Genomic DNA, 19,623 nt, shown 5'->3' with positions numbered 1-19,623 from the left:
ACAGGCGCTCAGGCAGCGGCCTACAACCTCATCAACAGGGCCGTGCCCGAAGATATCCTCGATAGCGAGGTAAAGGAACTGGCGAACGGGCTCGCGCTCTATCCCAAAGACGGCATCGCCATGGGCAAGGTCTCACGGGAGTTCCTCTATAACACCATGGGGATTGACCGGGGGCTCTTAGAGCACTCGTTCATGCACAGTTTTCAGACGAACAGGGTGTACGAGACGGATGAGCACAATTTCTTCAAGAACAGAAGGGACATGGGCGTAAAAGAGGCCGCTCGTGAAAAGCACGATTATTACAAGGCGCTTGATAAGTGAGCGGGGTATCGATATCGCGAGAGACAAAGGCTCATGTTTGTGAGATATGCACCACTGCTCAACGCCCCTCAGTCGATTGGGAGGAGGGGCGCTACGACGCGTCGGGGCGGTGTTGTTGTCTTTCTTAGTTTACTTTGTTCTTTGTGAGCGGTCCCGTCCTTTAAGTCAACGGATGGGACAGCAGACGATTCATGAATAATAAGGAGGTCTCTATGAAAAGTATCGTCAGCAAAGCCTTAGTGTTCGGATGGTGCCTGTTTATGCTTTTTTCCGGGATATCTTTAGCCCAGACATACCCGACTAAACCGATTGTTTTCATTATAAACTCCGCGCCGGGCCAATTGGGAGACGTGACAACACGCGCCGTGGCAGGCAAGGCGGAAAAGCTCCTCGGCCAACCGTTTGATTTTGTGAATAATAATGCGGGAGGTGGCGCCGTAGCCTTTAGCATGGTAAAGAAGGCGAAACCGGACGGATATACGATAATGTCAACAGCCACGGGCAACCTCATCTGGCTTCCCTTTACACGTCATGTTGACTATAAGTTAGAAGATTTTACCCCGATCACGCAGAACCTGTTAATGGAGAGCGGTGTGGTTGTCAAAGCCGATGCCCCCTGGAAGACGTTTAAGGAGTTTGTAGCTTACGCCAAACAGAACCCAGGCAAGGTGTCATACGCAATAACATCGGCGGGAGTGCCCATGGACATCGCCATGCAGTATGTGGCAAAGCAGGAGGGCATCAGGTGGACGGCCGTCCCCACCCCCGGGTCTGACCCGAATACCATGCTGCTCGGCGGACATGTAACCGCCTATTCCGGTTCAACATCGTGGCTCCCTCACGTCAAGACCGGTGCGTTCAGGCTCCTTGCCGTGCACAGCTCAAAAAGAATGAAAGAGTTTCCCGACGTGCCGACTTTCAAAGAATTGGGCTACGATTTTGTCCATGAAAGCCAGAGCGTATTTCTCGCCCCCAAGGGCACGCCCGAGGCGCTCATCAAGAAGCTCGATGACGCATTCCACAAGGCGCTGGATGACAAAGATGTTATCGATCTATACACCAAGCTCGGCGTGCAGGTTTCGTATCGCGACCACAAGGAATTGAGCAAGTACCTGTATGAGAATTTAGACATCGTAGGAAGGGCCATGAAGACCGTGGGTATCACGCCCGAAGCGGAAAAGAGGTGAAAGACCATGACCCGTGACTTAACGTCAAGTCTCTTCTTTCTCATGGTTTCTGTTGTAGTGTTTGTGGGGTCAATAAAGCTCGGGCTTGGCACGACGAGACAACCGGGCCCGGGTTTTATAACCTTCGGGGCCTCCGGCCTCCTCGGCATCCTTTCCCTGGTGGAACTCGTGAGGGCCTTTACGGTGAGACAGGCGGTGCAGGGCGAACCCATGTTCAAGGGGACCCTGTGGTACAGGATCATTCTCTCGGCGCTCGCCATTCTCGTGTATGCGCTCGTCATGCCCACCTTGGGCTACCTTATCGCCACTTTCCTGCTCATGCTCTGCCTCTACATAATGATGCGCGAACAGCGATGGTACTGGATAATAATATCATCGCTCCTAAGCAGCCTTGCAAGTTATTACCTTTTCTCAAAGCTCCTTAATTGCCAATTTCCAGACGGTTTGTTCTGGTTTTAGGAGGAATTCATGGACTGGGTTCACCATATTCTATACGGCTTTCAGGTCACCTTCATACCCATAAATCTGCTCTTCTGCAGTATCGGTGTGGTGGTTGGAACGCTCGTAGGCGTCTTGCCCGGGATCGGTCCCACAGCCGCCATGGCCCTTCTTTTGCCCGTGACCTTCAAGGTGAGCGCTGCCTCGAGCATTATTATGCTGGCCGGGATACTCTATGGAGCCATGTATGGAGGATCTACAACCTCCATACTGGTCAATATACCGGGTGAGACCGCATCCATCGTTACCTGTCTCGACGGATATCAGATGGCCCGCAAAGGACGGGCAGGGCCGGCGCTCGGCATCGCAGCCTGGGGTTCATTTATCGCCGGCACCATAAGTGTTATTGCCATGATGTTTGTGGCTAATCCACTGGCAAGGCTCGCAATAAAATTCGGTCCACCCGAATATTTTGCCCTTATGTGCACCGGTTTGCTCTTCGTTACCTATCTTGCCCAGGGATCCGTATTGAGGGCGATTATGATGGCCTTAACCGGCATTATTCTCGGGAGCGTGGGCCTCGACCTCATAACGGGGCAGCCTAAATTTACACTGGGCATCGATGAATTGCAGGACGGCGTGGGTGTTATGCCCGTGATCATGGGGCTTTTCGGACTTACAGAGGTTTTTCAGAACATAGAACAGCGCGCCGAGCAAACGGAAATATATCAGACAAAAGTGAAGAACCTCTGGCCATCACTCAAAGACTGGATGGATTCGAAGTGGGCAATCACCAGGGGAACTGTGCTCGGGTTCTTCCTCGGCATCCTCCCGGGCGGCGGCGGCACGCTCTCGTCCTTTATGTCGTATGCGATTGAGAAAAGGGTGTCCAAACATCCGGAAGATTTTGGGAAGGGCGCTATTGAAGGGGTGGCTGGGCCTGAGTCGGCAAACAATTCGTCCTGTGGAGGCAGCCTTATCCCGCTGATGTCTCTTGGAATCCCGCCGAATGTAACCATGGCGGTGCTCTTTTCCGCCTTCATCATTCACGGTATCCAGCCGGGACCTCTTATGATTACCGAGCACCCTGATGTCTTCTGGGGGCTTATCGCGAGCATGTACCTCGGCAATGTGTTGCTGCTTATTCTCAATCTTCCTTTGATCGGCCTGTGGGTCCAGTTATTGAAAGTTCCCTACAGTATCCTCTTCCCGCTAATCCTCCTCTTTTGCGTGATAGGCTCGTATGCCACCGGGGGCTCCGCAACCGATATCATATTCATGTTGTTCTTTGGCGTTGGCGGATATTTGATGAGGAAATTCAGATATGAAGCAGCGGCGCTCGTTCTCGGCTTTGTGCTTGGCCCCATGATTGAGAGATCGCTCCGTCAATCTTTGCTCATCTCTGACGGCAGCTTTTCCATCTTTTTCACCCATCCGATCGCTGCCGTGACTATCGGAGTGGCATTACTCCTCATCATTTCGAGCACCATGGGTTTCGTGAAGAAGCGACGCAAGGCTTTCGAAGAATTCAAGGAATAGACGAGTGAATGCGCGGCGGGCAAGAGCTTCCCTCGCTTGCCGGATTCGCAACACGACTAAGGAGAAGGATATGGACGTGGTTTTCACTTTAGCTGATAATCTGGTCAATACCGGTTACGAGGCCCTGACCCCGGAGTCTATCGATATGACCAAGAAGGACATCATGGATGTCCTGGGAGTTGCGGCAGCGGGCGCTAACGCCCTGGGTGTCGCCGAAGTGGCAGGCCTTATTAAGGAATGGGGCGGGAAGAAAGAGAGTACAGTGATCGGATTCGGTTGCATGGTGCCCTCTCATGTGGCTGCACTCGCTAACGGCATGATGGCCCACGCGCTCGACTATGACGATGGACACGATAAAGCCATGGTGCACGCCGCCGGCTCGGTTGTGCCTGCGGCCTTTGCGGTGGCGCAACGCAAAGGTAACGTGAACGGAAGAGAGTTCATCACGGCTGTAGCTAGCGGCATTGATCTCATGTGTAGAATGGCGCTCGCGGCGAAAACCAACCTCAGAGTGAGCGGCTGGGTTTATAGCTCCATATTCGGATATTTTGGCGCTGCCGCAGCGGCAGGGAAAATACTCGGCCTTGATGCGTCGAGAATGGTCAATGCCTTGGGTGTTGTTTACAGTCAAACTGCAGGCAGCTTCCAATCGATCGCCGATGCCGTACTCACGAAAAGGATGCAGCTTGGCTTTGCCGCCAGGGCGGGCGTCTTTTCGGCGCTTGTTGCAGAGAGAGGTATTACCGGGCCACATAACTGCCTGGAGGGAGAGTGGGGCATATACAATAACTATATTCATGGTCAATTCGATCCTCACCTCTTAACCGCCGATTTGGGCAAAAGATTTGAGGTGCAAAATATGGGCTTCAAGGCGTATCCCAGCTGCGGCTACACCCACGGGCCCATATTCTCTACAGTGACACTCATGAGAGAGCATGCGATCAAACCGGATGATATCGAAGCGATTTACGTGTCTACGGGCAAGAACGCCGGAGACCTTTTCGAGCCTCTGGAAAGGAAGCGCCGTCCGCCGGTGGTGCCCGATGCGCAGTTCAGCATTCCATACACGGTGGCAGTTGCCGCGCTGAGAGGGAGCGTGGGCATAGGGGATTTTACCCCGGATGCCATAAAAGACCCTGCGGTGCTCGATTTGGCTCAGAAGGTACATCCCATAATTCTTCCAGAGCTTACCCGCAGAGAAGTTGAGCCCTCAATCGTGGAAATACAGGTGAAGGGCGGCAATCGATATGCGCGCCGGATGGACGACCGGAAGGGCACACCGGAGAACCCCATGACCACAAAGGAGATGTGCGACAAATTCAGGGACTGTCTTGCCCACGGCAGAAAAGCCGTGACAAAAAAGAAGGTCGAGAGCCTGATAAGACAGATAGATGACCTCGAGCACGCAGAGGATGTGGGAAAGATCATGCGTCAGCTCGGGTGAATTGGAGCTCTTTATGAGGTCAAGAAAAGTTGGACAGGAGAAGATGAATGGGAAATAAGGGCTGGACAATCTTTCCGCTTCTTTTGGCGACCGCCGAGGTCGACAGGTCTCAAGGGCTTTTGAACAGGGATGTGGGCGTCAAGATGAAGGGTGGTATCCTGGCGTTTCTTCTCAAAAAAGGTCGCAAGAATATTCTTGTCGACACAGGGGCATCAGGCTTGACCCCCACGAGAGAGTTCTCGCGGTATTTCGATCAGACGCCCGACCAGACGCTATCAGCCGAACTCGCCCGTCTAAATACCTCGTTTGAAGAGATTACGACCGTTGTGAATACCCATCTTCACATAGATCACTGTTCGGGAAATGTATTCTTTAAAAAGGCCCGGTTCCTGGTTCAGACCAGAGAATTAGACTATTGGAGAAGTCCTTTGCGCGTGCATAGAGAGGCTTATCGTGTGGAGCTTTCGGAGAGGAGTTTCGATGCGCTCAATGGAGACGCAGACATTGATGAGGGCGTGAAAGTCATCTCCACGCCCGGTCACTCACCGGGGAGCCAATCGGTGCTCGTTGAAACATCCGAGGGTCTCTACATTCTGCCCGGCGATACGATACCGCATTTCGAGAACATGGCCGTGCCGGATGGCGAGCCGTTCTGGCCAACCGGGATTTACGTGAGTCTGGATGAATTATATGAGAGTTTCAAGAGGCTATCGGCGATGAAAGGTGTGATCCTGCCGGCCCATGATCTGGAGGTCATGAAAAAGCATGCTTATCCGTGAAAGGCGCCTCCGGTGATATTCGAGGTGGTAGAAGACCGGATGCCCCTTCGAAAAAAAGACATAAGAGTACTGAAATGAGAGATGATCTGAGATGGTGAAAGCGCAATAGATAGGGTGAGGGAGGCGATGATGAGGGCGTATGATCGGGCAAGTTCTATCTTCTGGTTCTTTTTCTCCATGATTGTTTTTGTTCAATCGTTCAGGATGGGTGTGGGCACGCTCAGCAATCCCGGGATGGGCTTTATGGCATGTTGTGCCTCTGGAGTAATGGCCTTTCTATCCCTCATCCTTCTTAAGCAATCGTTTGCCAAAAGAAAAGAGCAGGAAGAAATCGCACGTCCCTTTGCCGGTCTTCTGCTGGGAAGGGTGGTCGGCGTTGTGGTGGCTGTGATTCTCTATATCATCTTTCTTGCATCTCTCGGTTATCTCATCGGAACGTTTCTTCTCATGGCGGCCCTTCTTGTGATAGTCGGAAGATACCGCTGGTGGCTGCTTATCCTCTTTCCGGCCTTGAGCAGCCTTGTCAGCTACTATGTCTTTGCCAAGCTCTTTCAGTGCCCGTTCCCGGCGGGCATGTTCAGCTTCTAGGAGGTGACTTGTGGGTTTCTTCCATAATTTCCTCATGGGCTTTGGTGTGGCCTGTACACCCGCAAACCTTTTCTTCTGCTTTGTGGGCGTGGTGGCCGGAACGCTCGTAGGGGTGCTCCCCGGTATCGGTCCCACCGCGGCCATCGCCCTTCTCCTCCCGGTGACTTTTGCGGTAACACCGACCTCGAGCATCATTATGCTCGCGGGCATTCTTTACGGCGCAATGTACGGGGGATCAACCACATCGATTCTCGTCAACATACCGGGAGAATCTGCGAGTATCGTTACCTGCATCGACGGATATCAGATGGCCCGCAAAGGACGGGCAGGACCGGCGCTTGCCATTGCAGCATGGGGCTCCTTCATCGCCGGGACGTTAAGCGTTGTCTTTCTTATGCTAATTGCCGAGCCTCTCGCCAAGATCGCCCTGCGTTTTTCGTTTCCCGAATACTTTTCCCTGATGGTGGCAGGTTTGATGACTGTGACCTACATGGCCCGATTTTCCATCGTGAAGGCTCTCATGATGGCCACCTTAGGCATCCTGATCGGCAATGTGGGGCTCGATATGATATCGGGTCTCCCCAGATTCACTTTCGGCATCAACGAGTTGTCAGACGGGGTAGGGGTAATTCCGCTCATTATGGGGGTTTTCGGCCTTTGTGAGGTGCTTGAGAATCTCGAAAAGGAGCTCTCAACGCGTGTTACCTACAAAACCAAATTGAGAAACCTCTGGCCGACCGTCAAGGATTGGGCCGATTCCAAATGGGCGATTATCAGGGGTACCTTGATCGGGTTTCTCATCGGTATTCTTCCCGGCGGGAGCGGAACCATAACAACGTTTCTCTCCTATACCATGGAAAAGAAGCTCTCCAAGCATCCGGAAGAATTCGGCCGTGGCGCCATCGAAGGCGTGGCGGGGCCTGAATCGGCCAATAACGCGAGCTGCGGCGGTGGGCTCGTGCCGCTTATGTCTCTCGGCATCCCGCCCAACGCGACAATGGCGCTCCTCTTCGCCGCGCTTGTGATTCACGGTATTTCACCGGGACCGACCTTCATCGCCGAACACCCCGATATCTTCTGGGGGCTCATCGCGAGCATGTATGTGGGGAACGTGATGCTGCTCGTATTGAACCTGCCCATGATCGGGATTTGGGTGCAGGTATTGAAGATCCCTTATCACCTGCTCTTTCCCCTGATCGTGCTCTTCTGTGTGATTGGAACCTTCAGCGTTGCCGGCTCTATTTTTGATCTCAAGCTCATGCTCATCTTCGGGGTACTGGGTTACCTCATGAGAAAGTTCAGGTATGAGGGCGCACCGCTTATTCTCGCCTACGTGTTAGGGCCGCTCATGGAGCAGGCCCTGCGTCAGTCACTGCTTTTGTCCGGAGGAAGCTTCACTATTTTCTTTACCCGTCCGATCTCAGCGGTTACCCTGGGAATCGCCCTGTTTTTGCTTCTCTCCACGATCTTCCCGAAGATCAGGAAGCGGCGGGACACCCTGGCCGAGCTCGAGGAGGAAGAATGATCGCCGAAACTCTCCGTGCGAATGAATACGAAAAGGGTGCACATCTCTTACGGCTATGATAAGGATGAAAGGCGTCCATGAATCGATACGATCCCCTGCCGGTGTTTAGTGTTGAACCCCAGGGGAGAAAACAAGGAGGGAAGAGTATGGACCTGTCAGCAACCAGAGCAAGAATATTTATAGCAGCATTTGGCATCGTCATGATTATGATTGCAGCACCTATGGGACTCATGGCGCAGGAGTATCCGACAAAACCGATAAACCTCACCGTCTGCATAGCGGTGGGAGGAACCGTGGATCTGTCTACCAGGATCCTCGCCACCAAAGCAGAGAAGTTCCTGGGACAGCCGATCATGGTGACCAACAACGGCGGTGGAGCCGGAGCGGTGGCCATGGATTTGCTGACAAAGGCAAAACCCGACGGATACCAGATCGCGAGCTGTCCGCAGACGCCTCTTGTGGAGATACCTCACGTGAGAAAGCTCTCGTACAAATTAGATGACGTGGTGCCTGTGATGCAGTTTGCAGAACCATACGGCGGGCTTGTCGTTCAGACTGAGTCCCCATTTAAGAGCTTCAAGGACCTGGTGGAATATGGTCGAAAGAACCCGGGAAAGGTTACCTACAGCACATCGGGGACATTAACCCCCTGGCATCTTGCAATGATGTATGTGGGTAAACAGGAAAACATCCAGTGGACCGCTATCCCTGTTCCAGGAGGAGACCCGAACATGCCGCTTCTTGGCGGACATGTAACTGCGTTCACCGCGGCCAGTTCGTGGAAGCGATATACGGACCAGGGAAAGTTCAGACTGCTCGTGGTCTACAGCGATAAGAGAATGAATGCATTCCCGAATGTGCCTACGTTAAAAGAGCTGGGCTACGATTTTGTCGTAGAGACGAACTACGCCATATATGCCCCGGCCGCAACGCCCGCCCCCATCCTCAAGAAACTGGATGATGCATTCCGCAAAGCTATGGATGATCCTGAATTCATCGATTATATGAAGAAGGCGGAGCTTCCCATCGTGTATAAGAACTCGGCAGATACGAAGAAAGCCCTTGACCAGATGAACAAGAGATTTGAAAAGGTGGTCGTTACGCTTAAGATACCCAAGGAACAATAGAGAACGAGACTAAGGGCAAGAATGGCGTGCGGGTAATCCTCGCTCATTCTTGCCCGTTTTCAAAATGGAGCGCAGGGCGAAAAAGAAGAAAATCGGGCGCGCGTCGTCAAAGGAGGTTTGAAATGGCCAATCAAGTAGGGAAACGGTATATCTGTGGGAAGTGCGGCGCGGAGGTGATCATCACCCGAGGGGGAGATGGCACCATCACCTGTTGCGGCGAGCCCATGGGGATAAAGAAGTAGGGATTGGGAGGACAGGATGACTCAGCTTGGTAAACGATATAAATGCGAAGTGTGTGGAACGGAAGCCCTGTGCACGAAACCGGCAGACGGCACGCTCACCTGCTGCAATCAGGAGATGAAGATCCAGGAGCCCAAACCTATCCCTTCATCGGACTGAGGTATAGGATTTGTTCTATGAGAGATGGTGCTTGAACGTGGGTGTCCGGCCAACGGCTTGGTACCGGGAAAGCGCCTCCCGGCGCATATCCATCTTTCCACTCCAGGCCGTAGGCCACCTCACACCGGAATTTTCAGTGGGCGCCGGAAATTTCGGTAGTAGTCGCGGAGTATGCAATTGACTCGCGCTTCGCAGAGGACAATCGAATCATGCGATAACTTCGACAGGGGTTGGCGTCTTGGCCCGTACGAAGGGGGCCGGCCTGTCCATGATGGCCCTGTCTTCACCAAACAGAGCGGGTATTCCGAAAACCTGGCTGCGACCATATCGGTATCTTTTCTCGGATAGTCTAAATATCTGCGAAGATTACCAACTATCCCTAATCGCCTCCAAAAAAAGAATATTCTTGACAACCTTTTTTCAAATCTGATAGAAAAATCCATTCCATCATCTTAGTCATTTCATAAAGCGAATCTTTTCAGCTTTCTCATGCGAGGAGAGTCATGAGACGAAGTTCCGGAGGAGAAAAGACTTCGACGCACAATGGAGGATTTCTCTCTACACGCTCTCTTTGCGCTAACCTGATACTGGTACTTATGGTTACCTTTTTGTATGTTGGTGTGAATTGCAATCTAATCGCCGGTCAGCCGCGCATAAGTGAGCAATGCAATGGCTGGATAGACACATTCTTCGGACTGCCTTTAAAAGAACAGATCGACAGATTTGATCGTTACAGTATTGAAGACCAGTACAGTATATACATTTGTGGAAATCAAGTTGTGCATCCTCCGACCATATATCTAGACGAACCGTTTGCAAAAGAAGGAATAATCGCGGTTGATTTCTTGAGGACAGAGCTATCACGGACTCAAGATGATTTGACGATTCGTGACATAATCTGTGTTTTCAGAGAAATGAGCCGACAGAAGACCTATGATGTGCGGAAAGACAAGGACCTCGTAAGATCCATGACTGAAAGTGTCGCGAAAATGAAGAATGAAGATTGGAAACGGGTAACCAGAGAAATGCTGGAGGAGATCACCGAGGGTAGAAAAAAGAGAACCCGCTGATGAAGCGGCAACAACAGTAAGCTGATGAGATAAAATACGGGGCTCAACGGAGAAGAAATGAGCGTGATAAGAACGTACGTCATCGCCCTCTCGCTTTTGTAGCGTGGCGGGCTAATAACGGTTCGTACCGCCGAACGCGTATTGAACGGGTGTATGATGGATACCAATAACGTGCAATTATCACCTCTCGATCAACCTGGACTGATACACTATGCGTCAGTCGAAATCAACGGCGCGTTGATAACGATAGAAGACTATGCAATAGATCACCGTCAGTACCCTATACGCAAATACCTTGCTAAGTATGTCAGACTGGTGCCAAAGGAGGACTTGGCGAGCGAAATCGTCATAAGATTGTTTGATAGAATACCACATTACGTGCAGAATAAGAAAGTAGCGGCTGCATGCTACCCCCCCGAGCAAATGAACAACGGCAATCTTAGGACGCTGATTGAGATCTACTTGTACGAGTGTCTGGGGGATATGCCAAAGATAGCAGCGGAGCATAGGATCGTGGGGGTTTTGCGGAATAAGATTTTCTTCTTTCTTTTCGGAAAAGTCTTCCTTGCGGCATCTCTGTTTCACGAAGTCGGTCACCTGAGGCAGTCTCACCTATGGCTGGAGGGGCCAGAGTCAAACGACAAGGATGAAGCGGATGCGGTTAAGTATGAAAATATTTTGTTGGAAATGGCATTTCCGTTCTCCCAGCACCATTACTCTTTAGTGAACGCAATATATAAGTGGCTGTATCGGGTGCGGATTAGAAAGTTCAATATAGAGAGGACGGACAGACCTTAAAGGGCATCGAATTTTCTCTAACGATTACTGTTGTGCGAGACCTTGGCGACTCATCATGAAGGTGCCTTGACGCCGAGTACGGCATCGCTCATCAGTGCTGCATCGCGATGATTGCACTGCACAGAACATCGTAAACGACTCTTAATGAGCGGGAGGTCATGGTTATGCCAGCTGATACTAAAACCCACGGGGGTTGTGTGCCTGGACAAACGCGTGTTCGGGTAAGCGCCTCTGCGCGTCCTGCTGCACCTTGCGCCTTCAGACGTACGTTCAGTACAGTCTTCGGCCAGCAAGACACATCAGTCCATCGCACATCCATCTTACCGCTTCCACGCGTTCGTCCACTCACGCCGTTCTTCCCGTATACCTTACGGGAATCCCGGGGTAGTCAAGGAGCATTCAATGGGTTTGCGCTTAAGCGCTTTAACCTATGACCTTGGTGGAAAAGCCGCCTTACCCTACATGGGCTCGGCGGCCCATACCTTCCCCGACCGGGAGGACGATACGGGCTTCTATCGATTGACATAGCACCATGCGTAAAGATCTGAAAAGGAGGACAAGCATGAAGCGGTTGCAGATGGGCGCCAAGCTAATCTTCTGGACTGCTGTCTTCTTTGTTTTGTTTTTTCCAAACTGCTGTTACTGTACCGCCAAATCAGACAGCGAGCTTTCAACGCTGAGGGCATTTTTCACTGCAACCTCTCATACCAGAGAGGAAATAGAATCCGCTCAGCCCCAAATGATAAGGATTGCCCTGGACCTTGGCAGCAGTGCCATACCGATCCTGACAAAGGCGATCACCCACTCAGAAAAAGCAGTTTCGGAAATAGCCATATCGTGCCTAATATACATAGGGGGCGCGGAGGTAAAGCGACTATTCCAGGATATGTATACAAGAACAAATGATCTTTCTTTTAAAGCAGCTTTTTGTCTGACAATGGCTAGCTCGGGACCTTCTCAGGACATTCCATTTCTTATTGATGCTCTTGAGGGGGAACGTTTCGGTGCGGAATCGATTATACCCGTGACCGCAGCTTATTCCCTTGCGGTGTTAAGACCGGAACAAGCCAGGGCTGCCCTTGAGAAGAGAGCAGAGAAATATCAGGGCGCCATCCCGGAGGAGGTCAAATTCGCCCTGGCTCGCATCAAGCGCACGCCATGGAAGACACCGCAGGCAAAAACCGCCCTCGGAATAGACTCGGTTATCTTTTCCGTCATGAGGTTTGGAATTCCTTATCTTGAGGCCAGTGATCGTTATGTTGACAGAAAAGCCCATCGTATCTGGAAGCGTACAGGAAACGAATGGTTCTACAAAACGGATAAGAATAATATGCCAGGTTTGCCGTCATTGATGTTTGACGTGTTTGTTACGAGCCATGGGAATCGGTCAATTTGCTCGGTAAGTATAGGCTGTGGCAATGTATGTGGCTATGGTTACGACTTCATTCTTAGAAAAGAGAACAACGAGTGGCAGGTCGTAGGATTGATTCCCACTTACGTATCTTAGGTTAAGTCTGTAAGTTGTTAGGCCAAAGTCGTGGTGGGATACACGAAAAATCAATACGACATCAACCAGGCAAAGACAAGACAGTCGGGGCAAAGCTAGTCGTGATTGATTTGCACGTCTTTGGGATACGGATGTGCCTTGCCTTTTTCCAAAAGGTCTTTCAGGCTCAACATAAAGACTGCCCATTTTGTCGAGCAGTGAGGGAGCAATCCACTGTCGCTACGCCAGCCTGAATGAACGAAGTGCACATAGACCTGCTTTTCATCAGGGTTCAAATGAAAGGCTACTTCAGTTCCTATCCACTCCTCTACAGTTTCTTTCTTGTCCGCCTTCCAACGGACAAGCCTGCCGGGCATAAGTTCCACGACTTCAAACTTCTGCAAGAAATCTCCAAAGCGGAATTCGAGCACGTCCCCGACCTTTGAACCACTCCCGCGTGTATCTCTCGTCCACCACCCCGCGAGCTTCTTCGTGTCTGTCAATGCCTGGTAAACGGCTTTGAGTGACGCCTTGATCCCGACTTCGTGATGGATGGCGTATGTCTTCATTCTTTACCTCCGTCGCAATGTTGAACTTACGATTCTATCCTAAGGCGGGACTGCCAGGGCGTCAAGGTCGGCCAATAGAACCTATTGTTTGTGAGCAAAATGGTGAAAATCGAAAACACTTCATGACCAGATACGGTTTCTTTTGAGGAGGGGGAGGCGCAGTCGGCTGCGGCTACCGGCGGAGGTCAGCTTACGTCACAGCCGACTGCGCCTCCCTGTGTGGTACGAATCTCCGAGAGGTTCGGAGACGGTAGTGTCTTTTCATGCCTGATAAGAATTTGTGCTCGCACACACAAACGTCTCTTATCTAATGGTCGGCATTATTAAGGAAAACTTAAGCACCGCGGCGCAATCTTATCATTTTTGCGGCGCTCGAGGTGGGGAATTTCCCATTGTATTCAATAATTCTGTAGTGGTGGAACGGGCGCTCAGCGTGATACAATGAGGGGAGACAAAAGAAGAGAGTCTCGGTAAACGAACTACATATGTTGCCCGTTTTTATGAGGGCAACGAGGCAAGGAAAGGGGGCCTACATGGATAACGTATCAGTAGCATCAACGGCGGAGGAAAAGCGAGCACACAGGCTTGAGGAGTGGCTTAACCCACAGGTTGAATTTGTGAGCCCGAAGGCGGCAACGTCCTATAAGGAGCGCGCGCAACGGATGATCGATGCGTTGAGCGTGAAGGAACCCGACAGGGTGCCCGTGTTCACCGGCGTCATCGGGTCCATGCCTGCGTACGAATATGGCCTTGATTACCGGACGGTGAGCTATGATTACGACAAGTTGACCCGCACCTGGGACCGTTTCAATGAGGACCACGCTGTCGATCTTGACAGTTTTTTCCTACCGGCAACCATTCTTCCGAGCAAGGTCCTTGATCTCATCGGCTACAGACTCTACAACTGGCCCGGGCATGGGCTTCCCAACAACGCACGGGGTTTCCAGTACGTGGAGGGAGAGTACATGAAGGCCACGGAATATGATGCCTTTTTGAGAGATCCTTCTGATTTCTGGCTCAGGGGCTACTTGCCTCGCATATCGACCATGTTTGAGGCCTTCAGGATGCTCAAGCCGCTCACCCACATTGTAGAACTTCCCATGACTGATTTTGCATCGCTTGCCTTGCCGGATGTCCAGGCGTCGTTACAGGCATTGATCGATGCAGGCAAGGAATACGCAAAATACGCGCAGATGACCAGGCCACTCGTTTTCAAAGCCATGGGTTCGGGATACCCTTTAGTTTCCAGCACCTATTGCAAGGCCCCCTTCGATACGCTGGGGGATACGCTCCGAGGTACCAAGGGAATTATGATGGATATGTATCGCCATCCGGATAAAGTGCTCGCCGCAGTAGACCGGATTGCCGATCTTACCATAGAGACCACGATCCGGAGCGCGGAAAAGACAAAGAGCATCATCATCGTTTTTCCTCTGCACAAGGGCGCCGATGGTTGGATGAGTCAAAAGCAGTTTGAGACCTTCTACTGGCCAACGCTCAAGAAAGTCATTGATGCCTTAAACAACGAAGGCTTCATCGTTCAGCTTTTTGCCGAGGGAAAGTTCGATAGCCGCCTCGATTCTGTAAACGAATTTCGGAAGGGATTTGTCACCTGGAGGTTCGATCAGACAGATATGGCGCACGCAAAGGCCGTACTGGGCGGTAACTGCTGTATCTGGGGAAATTTATCCACATCTTTACTCGTGACAGGCACGCCCGAGCAGGTGAAAAAGCGTTGTCATGAGCTCATCGAAATATGTGCACCCGGCGGAGGATATATCCTGTGCTCCGGCGCATCTGCTGATGAGATAAAGCTCGAAAACCTGAAGGCCATGATAGAGGCTGCCAGGGAATACGGCGTTTACCGAAAATAAGGCAGGGGCGAGAGAGCGTTCATAGATAGGACCGGCCCCGGCTCGTTTTTGGCGCTTACTGTTTTACCCACATTCCGAATGTGTGATTCGCATGACCCCGTTTCCTAAAAAAACGACCCCCATGACCGTTTATATGTCACGGGGGTCGCAATGTTCAAATAGGTTATCTTATTCAAACGGAGAGGGGACTGCTCTCTTCTTTTCCTCGGCCTTCCAGTAAGCGGTGCGTTCTTTGATGTAGCTAATCCATCCGTCGATCTCCGCTTCTTTGAATCCCTTGGAAACCATCTCTTTCTTGTATGCCGCAAAGACCGGTTGAACGGCTTTTATCCACCGAGCGGCCTCAGCATTCGAAAGCGTGATTATTTGCCCGCCCACGGCTTTGAAGGCGGTCCTCCCCTCGATATCCATCTCGTTCCATAAAGATGCCTGTTTTTCCTTGGCCTCCAAGGCAACCTGAGTGAAGACCTTCTTAACGTCATCGGGCAGGGCATCCCATTTCTTCTTGTTCATCACGAAATAGAACGTATAGCCCGTACCAAGCTGCCAGTCTGCCGTCACATACTTGACAACGTCTGCAAATTTCCAGTACTTGAGCGTGGACAGGTCCACTGTGACTCCTTCTATGACATTGCGCCTCAAGGAATCATAGACATCGCCCATTTCGAGGGGGATCGGCACGGCCCCCATTGCCTTCACCACGTCACTCATACGTCCCGTGGCCCTTATCTTTAATCCTTTCAGATCCTGCAGGGTTTTTACGGGTTTGGTCACTGTCTGAAGAATGAGCGGTCCCGAGGTGTTTATGTAGAGGACCTGCACTTCACTCCATTCCTTGGGGGTGTATTTATTGTAGAAATCCGTGGTCACCTGCGTTGCTACCCAACCACTCGGAAAGCCGAGAGGCTGCTCGAAGGCTTCCATTACCGGAAAGCGCCCCCTGGTATAAGAAATGTGAGAGACGCCCATGTCCGCTATGCCCGTTACAATGCCGTCATACATCTTCACCGGATTGAGAAGCGTTCCTCCCGGGTAATACGTAATCTCCACCTGGCCATTTGTGCGCTTCTTGACTTCGTCGCAGAACCAGCCGGTCAAAAGCGACATGGGGTGAGTAGCGGGAAGATAGTTCGCGGCCTTCAGCTTGATCGCTTCGGCGGCGCCCGCGCTTGAGAAGACCCCCATAATCATGAATGTAGCCGCCAGTAATAAAATTACACACTTCTTCATGTTGCCCCTCCTTTTCATAACAAGACTTTAACGAGCCAAACCCTTACGTCTTAACCGATAAGAACTGCGTTGTTCTTTTATCACCCCTTTTCCCTGCCGGCCTTGAGCAAGCATGTACAACGTACTCACCACCCGAGCGGCTGACACGATCTAACCTCACAGCGTTTATTCTTCGTCTCCTGGCTTTTCACACCCACTGTGTCGCTATCTATAAAAGATCGAAGGTAACCAAAGGGCCAATTGTGGGAAGATGAGCAACAGGCCCCACATGACAACGAGAGAGATCAAAAATGGGGTAACACCTTTGTATATCGTGCCTATCGGCACCTTGGTTATGTTGTTGACCACGAATACGCAGATGGCCACCGGAGGGATCACAACCCCGATCATCAGCACGACCCCCAAAAGTATACCGAACCAGATGGGGTCAAAGCCGAGCTTGAGGACTGCCGGGTAAAAAATAGGGGTAGCGAGGATCATGAAGGTCAGATCATCGATAAACGAGCCCCCCAACAGATAGATTATGAAAATGAGAAACAGAATGAGATGGCGGTGAATTGGCAGGGCCACGACTATATCGGCGATATGTTGCGGAATGTTCGTAATGGTAATAAAGTGACCCAGAATCACCGAGCCCGCAACCAGCATGAGGACCATTATGGCGGTGCGCAGAGCCTCTTTTACTGAGGTAATATATCTTCTCCAGGTCATATCCTTTTTCACGAGAGCGAGGAGCAGGACTGCAAAGGTACCGACTGCGCCGGCCTCGGTAGGAGTGAAAAAGCCTCGCATAATCCCGCCCACGACCACAAGAAAAACAAGGACGACCCAAAGTACTTCCGGGAGAGAACGTATCCTCTCGCCCCAGGTAGACCGTGCTGATCTGGGCGCGACAGCAGGATTAATCCTTGCCCAGGCATATATGATGCCAAGGAAGAAGAGCGCAGTCATGAGTCCGGGGATGATGCCTGCGATAAAGAGCCGGCCGATAGACTGTTCCGTTATGATGCCGAATATAATGAGGGTGACGCTCGGGGGTATGATGACACCCAATGTTCCCACCGTGGCAACAATGCCTGTAGAAAGCTTTCTGTCGTAACCGTACCGGTCCATCTCGGGAATGGCGACACCGGCAAAGGTAGCCGAGGTAGCTGCCGAGGAGCCGCAAATAGCCTTGAATCCCGTGGCTCCCATGACCGTGGCCATGGCCAGGCCGCCGGGGATATGACCGACAAATTTATTCGCAGAGCCGTAAAGCCTTACCGCGATACCGGCATTAAACCCGATTTGACCCATGAGGATAAAAAGCGGGAAAACCGTGTACCCGTAATTTGTGATGACTTCATACATGTCCCTTGCGAGGAGATTGAAGGCGCTCTCAAAGCCGTTGAGATAGCCGAACCCCACAAAGCCGACCAACGCCATGGCAAAACCAAGCTCTATGCCGGTGGCAAAAAGTAAAAGCAGCACTACGAGGCCTACAATACCTATCATCATCTCACTCATGGGCGCCCCTCCAGATAGTCACGACCTCTGAGACAAAAACGAAGCACTCGAGGAGACAACAGACCGAAACGGCGTAAGGAAGGGGATAGAACGGTATCATGATGGTAGGTGAAACCTCGCCTGAGGCGTGGAACCTTGCCCCTATCTTGATCATGTTATAGCCGATGAAGGCGAAGAGCAGAATACAGAGGATGCGGGTAAACGTGTTCAAGAGGTTTTTGTTTCTTAGGGAGAGTTTCTCAGTAAGAAACTCCATGGAAACATGCCCCTTATCCAGTGAAACCTGCGGAATGCCGAAGCTCACGACTATGCCCATGAGAAGGGATACGATCTCGAACGTTCCCACAAAAGGTAAGCTCGCGGCCCTGAGAAGCACATCGATGACCGTCAAAGACATCATTACGGTGAGGGCCACGCCGGCCACAAAATTCATGGCATTGCAGAAAAATCTCAATAAGCCGAAGGGGTTCTTCATCGATCCTCCACGTCGAATAGTAAAATGGTGTTGAAACAGGGGAAAGGCAGACTTTGGTCTTGAATGTTGTGGCGATTTACGGAACGTATCAATGGAAATGAGGCGCTTGCGAAAAACATTGAGTGAATATCCTCCTCACTCTTCAACGACCGTTTATTGATCTATGTTTCTCGAGGAGCAGCCACCCGATGAATCTAACGTCCTTTTTATACTATACCCTTGACCAAAAGATAACAAGCCTTTTTTCGGTAGTGGGTCCTCAGCTTGAATCAGCTCTTCGTAGCAAGAAACTTTACGTATTCTTGCCGTGGCCGCATGAGCGCAGTCATGGCAGAGAATACCCTTCAAAATACTTGCTGTTACCCGCTCGTTACATCCAACCCTTGGTGTTACCGATTATCACAAATTTATCACAATCGGATACAAACTCGCTCTACTTTTGCGGAAGAGAAACAACGGAAGTGTTTGATATGAAAGCAAATGCGAGAGAGGGGACTTGAACCCCTATGGTTTAACCCGCTGGATCCTAAGAGCAAAAACAGAGAAATAGGACCACTCTCTCAAATATGAGCAACCATTCATAAATCCTTTACCATCAATAGTTTTCCGGTTTTCCGAATGTCGGTATGTGTCGGTAATTACCAGAGCGTCCCTACCGCCCACGGGCACAATTTTGGGCACAAAAAAGCGTATGAAAGATTAGAAGGGGGTGGCGACTTCTACTCTTGACGTTGTTACCCCCCCAATTACGGAAGACAGAGCGGTTCTTTCACCTACCAATCTTGCATTGGGCAGCGTATGAAAAATAGCCAATTACCGAGAGAAAGCTTTGCCCATCAGTCTTGGCTAACACCTTGCTCACGGTCTTGGCAATCTCCTGCCCTGTGGAGGGGTTTCGGGAGTAATTCCTCGATCCTAGCCGCCCGAGCGCTGTCCGGTTTAACACCATCGCTATGGCCGGTACAGAGAATGAATGTAAGAGTAATTGACCTGCTCCCCATACTTCTTCTTCCACCGGTAAAAGGTCTGCTCTGTGATGCCTGTCTTGCGGATTACCTCCTTAACCGGTGTTCCAAGTTCAGCCTGCTTAAGGGTAAATGCGATCTGCTCCTCGGTGAACTTAGATGTCTTCATGGCAAAAGCCTCCTTGTCTATTTTGCCAGAAAAGTAACATTTTGTGGTGTACGGTTTATTGGGAGCAGGTCCAGCGTTTTCAATCAGCCATAAGCTTACTACAACAGCATAAAATGGGCCATCGGGTCGAAGAG

The 19,623-nt window shown here is 51.2% G+C and carries 20 protein-coding genes and 1 pseudogene; 16 read left to right on the top strand and 5 right to left on the bottom strand.

The annotated features are described in order from the left end of the window. The 15 genes from VMT62_15660 to VMT62_15590 form a co-directional block, all read left to right on the top strand. Positions 1–321 (top strand): hypothetical protein (locus tag VMT62_15660; GenBank protein ID HVN97866.1); only part of this gene is annotated, 321 nt, incomplete at its 5' end. Positions 322–533: 212 nt separating this feature from the next. After that, positions 534–1,508, top strand: coding sequence for a tripartite tricarboxylate transporter substrate binding protein (locus VMT62_15655; protein HVN97865.1), 975 nt, complete (start codon positions 534–536; stop codon positions 1,506–1,508). Between the two features lie 6 nt (positions 1,509–1,514). Beyond that, on the top strand, positions 1,515–1,967 hold the full coding sequence (locus VMT62_15650) for a tripartite tricarboxylate transporter TctB family protein (protein ID HVN97864.1): 453 nt from the start codon (positions 1,515–1,517) through the stop codon (positions 1,965–1,967). 9 nt (positions 1,968–1,976) lie between these two features. Beyond that, positions 1,977–3,485 carry a tripartite tricarboxylate transporter permease gene (locus VMT62_15645; protein HVN97863.1) on the top strand — a complete coding sequence of 503 codons (1,509 nt, stop codon included), beginning with the start codon at positions 1,977–1,979 and terminating at the stop codon, positions 3,483–3,485. A 70-nt stretch (positions 3,486–3,555) separates the two neighbouring features. Then, on the top strand, positions 3,556–4,929 hold the full coding sequence (locus tag VMT62_15640; protein HVN97862.1) for an MmgE/PrpD family protein: 1,374 nt from the start codon (positions 3,556–3,558) through the stop codon (positions 4,927–4,929). A gap of 47 nt (positions 4,930–4,976) precedes the next feature. Beyond that, on the top strand, positions 4,977–5,708 hold the full coding sequence (locus VMT62_15635; GenBank protein HVN97861.1) for an N-acyl homoserine lactonase family protein: 732 nt from the start codon (positions 4,977–4,979) through the stop codon (positions 5,706–5,708). Between the two features lie 126 nt (positions 5,709–5,834). Next, entirely contained in the window at positions 5,835–6,296 is a 462-nt protein-coding gene (locus VMT62_15630; protein HVN97860.1) for a tripartite tricarboxylate transporter TctB family protein, read from the top strand. Between the two features lie 10 nt (positions 6,297–6,306). Further along, the gene (locus VMT62_15625) at positions 6,307–7,821 is read left to right on the top strand and encodes a tripartite tricarboxylate transporter permease (GenBank protein HVN97859.1); all 1,515 of its coding nucleotides are present in this window, start codon (positions 6,307–6,309) and stop codon (positions 7,819–7,821) included. Between the two features lie 146 nt (positions 7,822–7,967). Then, on the top strand, positions 7,968–8,948 hold the full coding sequence (locus VMT62_15620) for a tripartite tricarboxylate transporter substrate binding protein (GenBank protein HVN97858.1): 981 nt from the start codon (positions 7,968–7,970) through the stop codon (positions 8,946–8,948). Positions 8,949–9,070: 122 nt separating this feature from the next. Beyond that, positions 9,071–9,190, top strand: a complete 120-nt coding sequence (locus VMT62_15615; protein HVN97857.1) for a hypothetical protein — start codon at positions 9,071–9,073, stop codon at positions 9,188–9,190. A 16-nt stretch (positions 9,191–9,206) separates the two neighbouring features. Further along, on the top strand, positions 9,207–9,347 hold the full coding sequence (locus tag VMT62_15610; protein ID HVN97856.1) for a desulfoferrodoxin: 141 nt from the start codon (positions 9,207–9,209) through the stop codon (positions 9,345–9,347). Between the two features lie 503 nt (positions 9,348–9,850). Then, on the top strand, positions 9,851–10,417 hold the full coding sequence (locus tag VMT62_15605) for a hypothetical protein (protein ID HVN97855.1): 567 nt from the start codon (positions 9,851–9,853) through the stop codon (positions 10,415–10,417). A 153-nt stretch (positions 10,418–10,570) separates the two neighbouring features. Then, complete coding sequence (locus VMT62_15600) at positions 10,571–11,215, top strand: hypothetical protein (GenBank protein ID HVN97854.1); 645 nt, start codon at positions 10,571–10,573, stop codon at positions 11,213–11,215. A 402-nt stretch (positions 11,216–11,617) separates the two neighbouring features. Further along, positions 11,618–11,743, top strand: coding sequence for a hypothetical protein (locus VMT62_15595; GenBank protein ID HVN97853.1), 126 nt, complete (start codon positions 11,618–11,620; stop codon positions 11,741–11,743). 43 nt (positions 11,744–11,786) lie between these two features. Beyond that, positions 11,787–12,722: a hypothetical protein gene (locus tag VMT62_15590; protein HVN97852.1), complete on the top strand. Its 936-nt coding sequence runs from the start codon at positions 11,787–11,789 to the stop codon at positions 12,720–12,722. A 95-nt stretch (positions 12,723–12,817) separates the two neighbouring features. Here the strand turns inward: VMT62_15590 and VMT62_15585 are convergent, their stop codons facing one another. Further along, positions 12,818–13,270, bottom strand: coding sequence for an SRPBCC domain-containing protein (locus tag VMT62_15585; GenBank protein ID HVN97851.1), 453 nt, complete (start codon positions 13,268–13,270; stop codon positions 12,818–12,820). Positions 13,271–13,803: 533 nt separating this feature from the next. Between VMT62_15585 and VMT62_15580 the strand changes: the two genes are divergently transcribed. Continuing rightward, positions 13,804–15,144 carry a uroporphyrinogen decarboxylase family protein gene (locus VMT62_15580; protein HVN97850.1) on the top strand — a complete coding sequence of 447 codons (1,341 nt, stop codon included), beginning with the start codon at positions 13,804–13,806 and terminating at the stop codon, positions 15,142–15,144. Between the two features lie 168 nt (positions 15,145–15,312). Here VMT62_15580 and VMT62_15575 read toward each other — a convergent pair whose 3' ends face one another. The 4 genes and pseudogenes from VMT62_15575 to VMT62_15560 form a co-directional block, all read right to left on the bottom strand. After that, entirely contained in the window at positions 15,313–16,374 is a 1,062-nt protein-coding gene (locus VMT62_15575; protein ID HVN97849.1) for a TRAP transporter substrate-binding protein, read from the bottom strand. Positions 16,375–16,578: 204 nt separating this feature from the next. Beyond that, entirely contained in the window at positions 16,579–17,880 is a 1,302-nt protein-coding gene (locus VMT62_15570; protein HVN97848.1) for a TRAP transporter large permease, read from the bottom strand. Further along, on the bottom strand, positions 17,873–18,355 hold the full coding sequence (locus tag VMT62_15565) for a TRAP transporter small permease (GenBank protein HVN97847.1): 483 nt from the start codon (positions 18,353–18,355) through the stop codon (positions 17,873–17,875). The genes VMT62_15570 and VMT62_15565 overlap by 8 nt, the downstream gene beginning before the upstream one ends. Before the next feature lie 996 nt (positions 18,356–19,351). Continuing rightward, positions 19,352–19,489: pseudogene (locus VMT62_15560) on the bottom strand (transposase). Positions 19,490–19,623: the final 134 nt, after the last annotated feature.

This window comes from Syntrophorhabdaceae bacterium (genome assembly GCA_035541755.1).
GTDB lineage: Bacteria > Desulfobacterota > Syntrophorhabdia > Syntrophorhabdales > Syntrophorhabdaceae > PNOF01.
The sequence above is the reverse complement of the archived record's forward strand: the minus strand, read 5'-3'. Positions and strand labels throughout refer to the sequence as shown.

Bases quoted from the DNA above. Each gene is read 5' to 3' on its own strand.
- VMT62_15655 (HVN97865.1), top strand. From the start codon at position 534: ATGAAAAGTATCGTCAGCAAAGCCTTAGTGTTCGGATGGTGCCTGTTT.
- VMT62_15650 (HVN97864.1), top strand. From the start codon at position 1,515: ATGACCCGTGACTTAACGTCAAGTCTCTTCTTTCTCATGGTTTCTGTT.
- VMT62_15645 (HVN97863.1), top strand. From the start codon at position 1,977: ATGGACTGGGTTCACCATATTCTATACGGCTTTCAGGTCACCTTCATA.
- VMT62_15640 (HVN97862.1), top strand. From the start codon at position 3,556: ATGGACGTGGTTTTCACTTTAGCTGATAATCTGGTCAATACCGGTTAC.
- VMT62_15635 (HVN97861.1), top strand. From the start codon at position 4,977: ATGGGAAATAAGGGCTGGACAATCTTTCCGCTTCTTTTGGCGACCGCC.
- VMT62_15630 (HVN97860.1), top strand. From the start codon at position 5,835: ATGATGAGGGCGTATGATCGGGCAAGTTCTATCTTCTGGTTCTTTTTC.
- VMT62_15620 (HVN97858.1), top strand. From the start codon at position 7,968: ATGGACCTGTCAGCAACCAGAGCAAGAATATTTATAGCAGCATTTGGC.
- VMT62_15615 (HVN97857.1), top strand. From the start codon at position 9,071: ATGGCCAATCAAGTAGGGAAACGGTATATCTGTGGGAAGTGCGGCGCG.
- VMT62_15610 (HVN97856.1), top strand. From the start codon at position 9,207: ATGACTCAGCTTGGTAAACGATATAAATGCGAAGTGTGTGGAACGGAA.
- VMT62_15605 (HVN97855.1), top strand. From the start codon at position 9,851: ATGAGACGAAGTTCCGGAGGAGAAAAGACTTCGACGCACAATGGAGGA.
- VMT62_15600 (HVN97854.1), top strand. From the start codon at position 10,571: ATGATGGATACCAATAACGTGCAATTATCACCTCTCGATCAACCTGGA.
- VMT62_15595 (HVN97853.1), top strand. From the start codon at position 11,618: ATGGGTTTGCGCTTAAGCGCTTTAACCTATGACCTTGGTGGAAAAGCC.
- VMT62_15585 (HVN97851.1), bottom strand. From the start codon at position 13,270: ATGAAGACATACGCCATCCATCACGAAGTCGGGATCAAGGCGTCACTC.
- VMT62_15580 (HVN97850.1), top strand. From the start codon at position 13,804: ATGGATAACGTATCAGTAGCATCAACGGCGGAGGAAAAGCGAGCACAC.
- VMT62_15575 (HVN97849.1), bottom strand. From the start codon at position 16,374: ATGAAGAAGTGTGTAATTTTATTACTGGCGGCTACATTCATGATTATG.
- VMT62_15570 (HVN97848.1), bottom strand. From the start codon at position 17,880: ATGAGTGAGATGATGATAGGTATTGTAGGCCTCGTAGTGCTGCTTTTA.
- VMT62_15565 (HVN97847.1), bottom strand. From the start codon at position 18,355: ATGAAGAACCCCTTCGGCTTATTGAGATTTTTCTGCAATGCCATGAAT.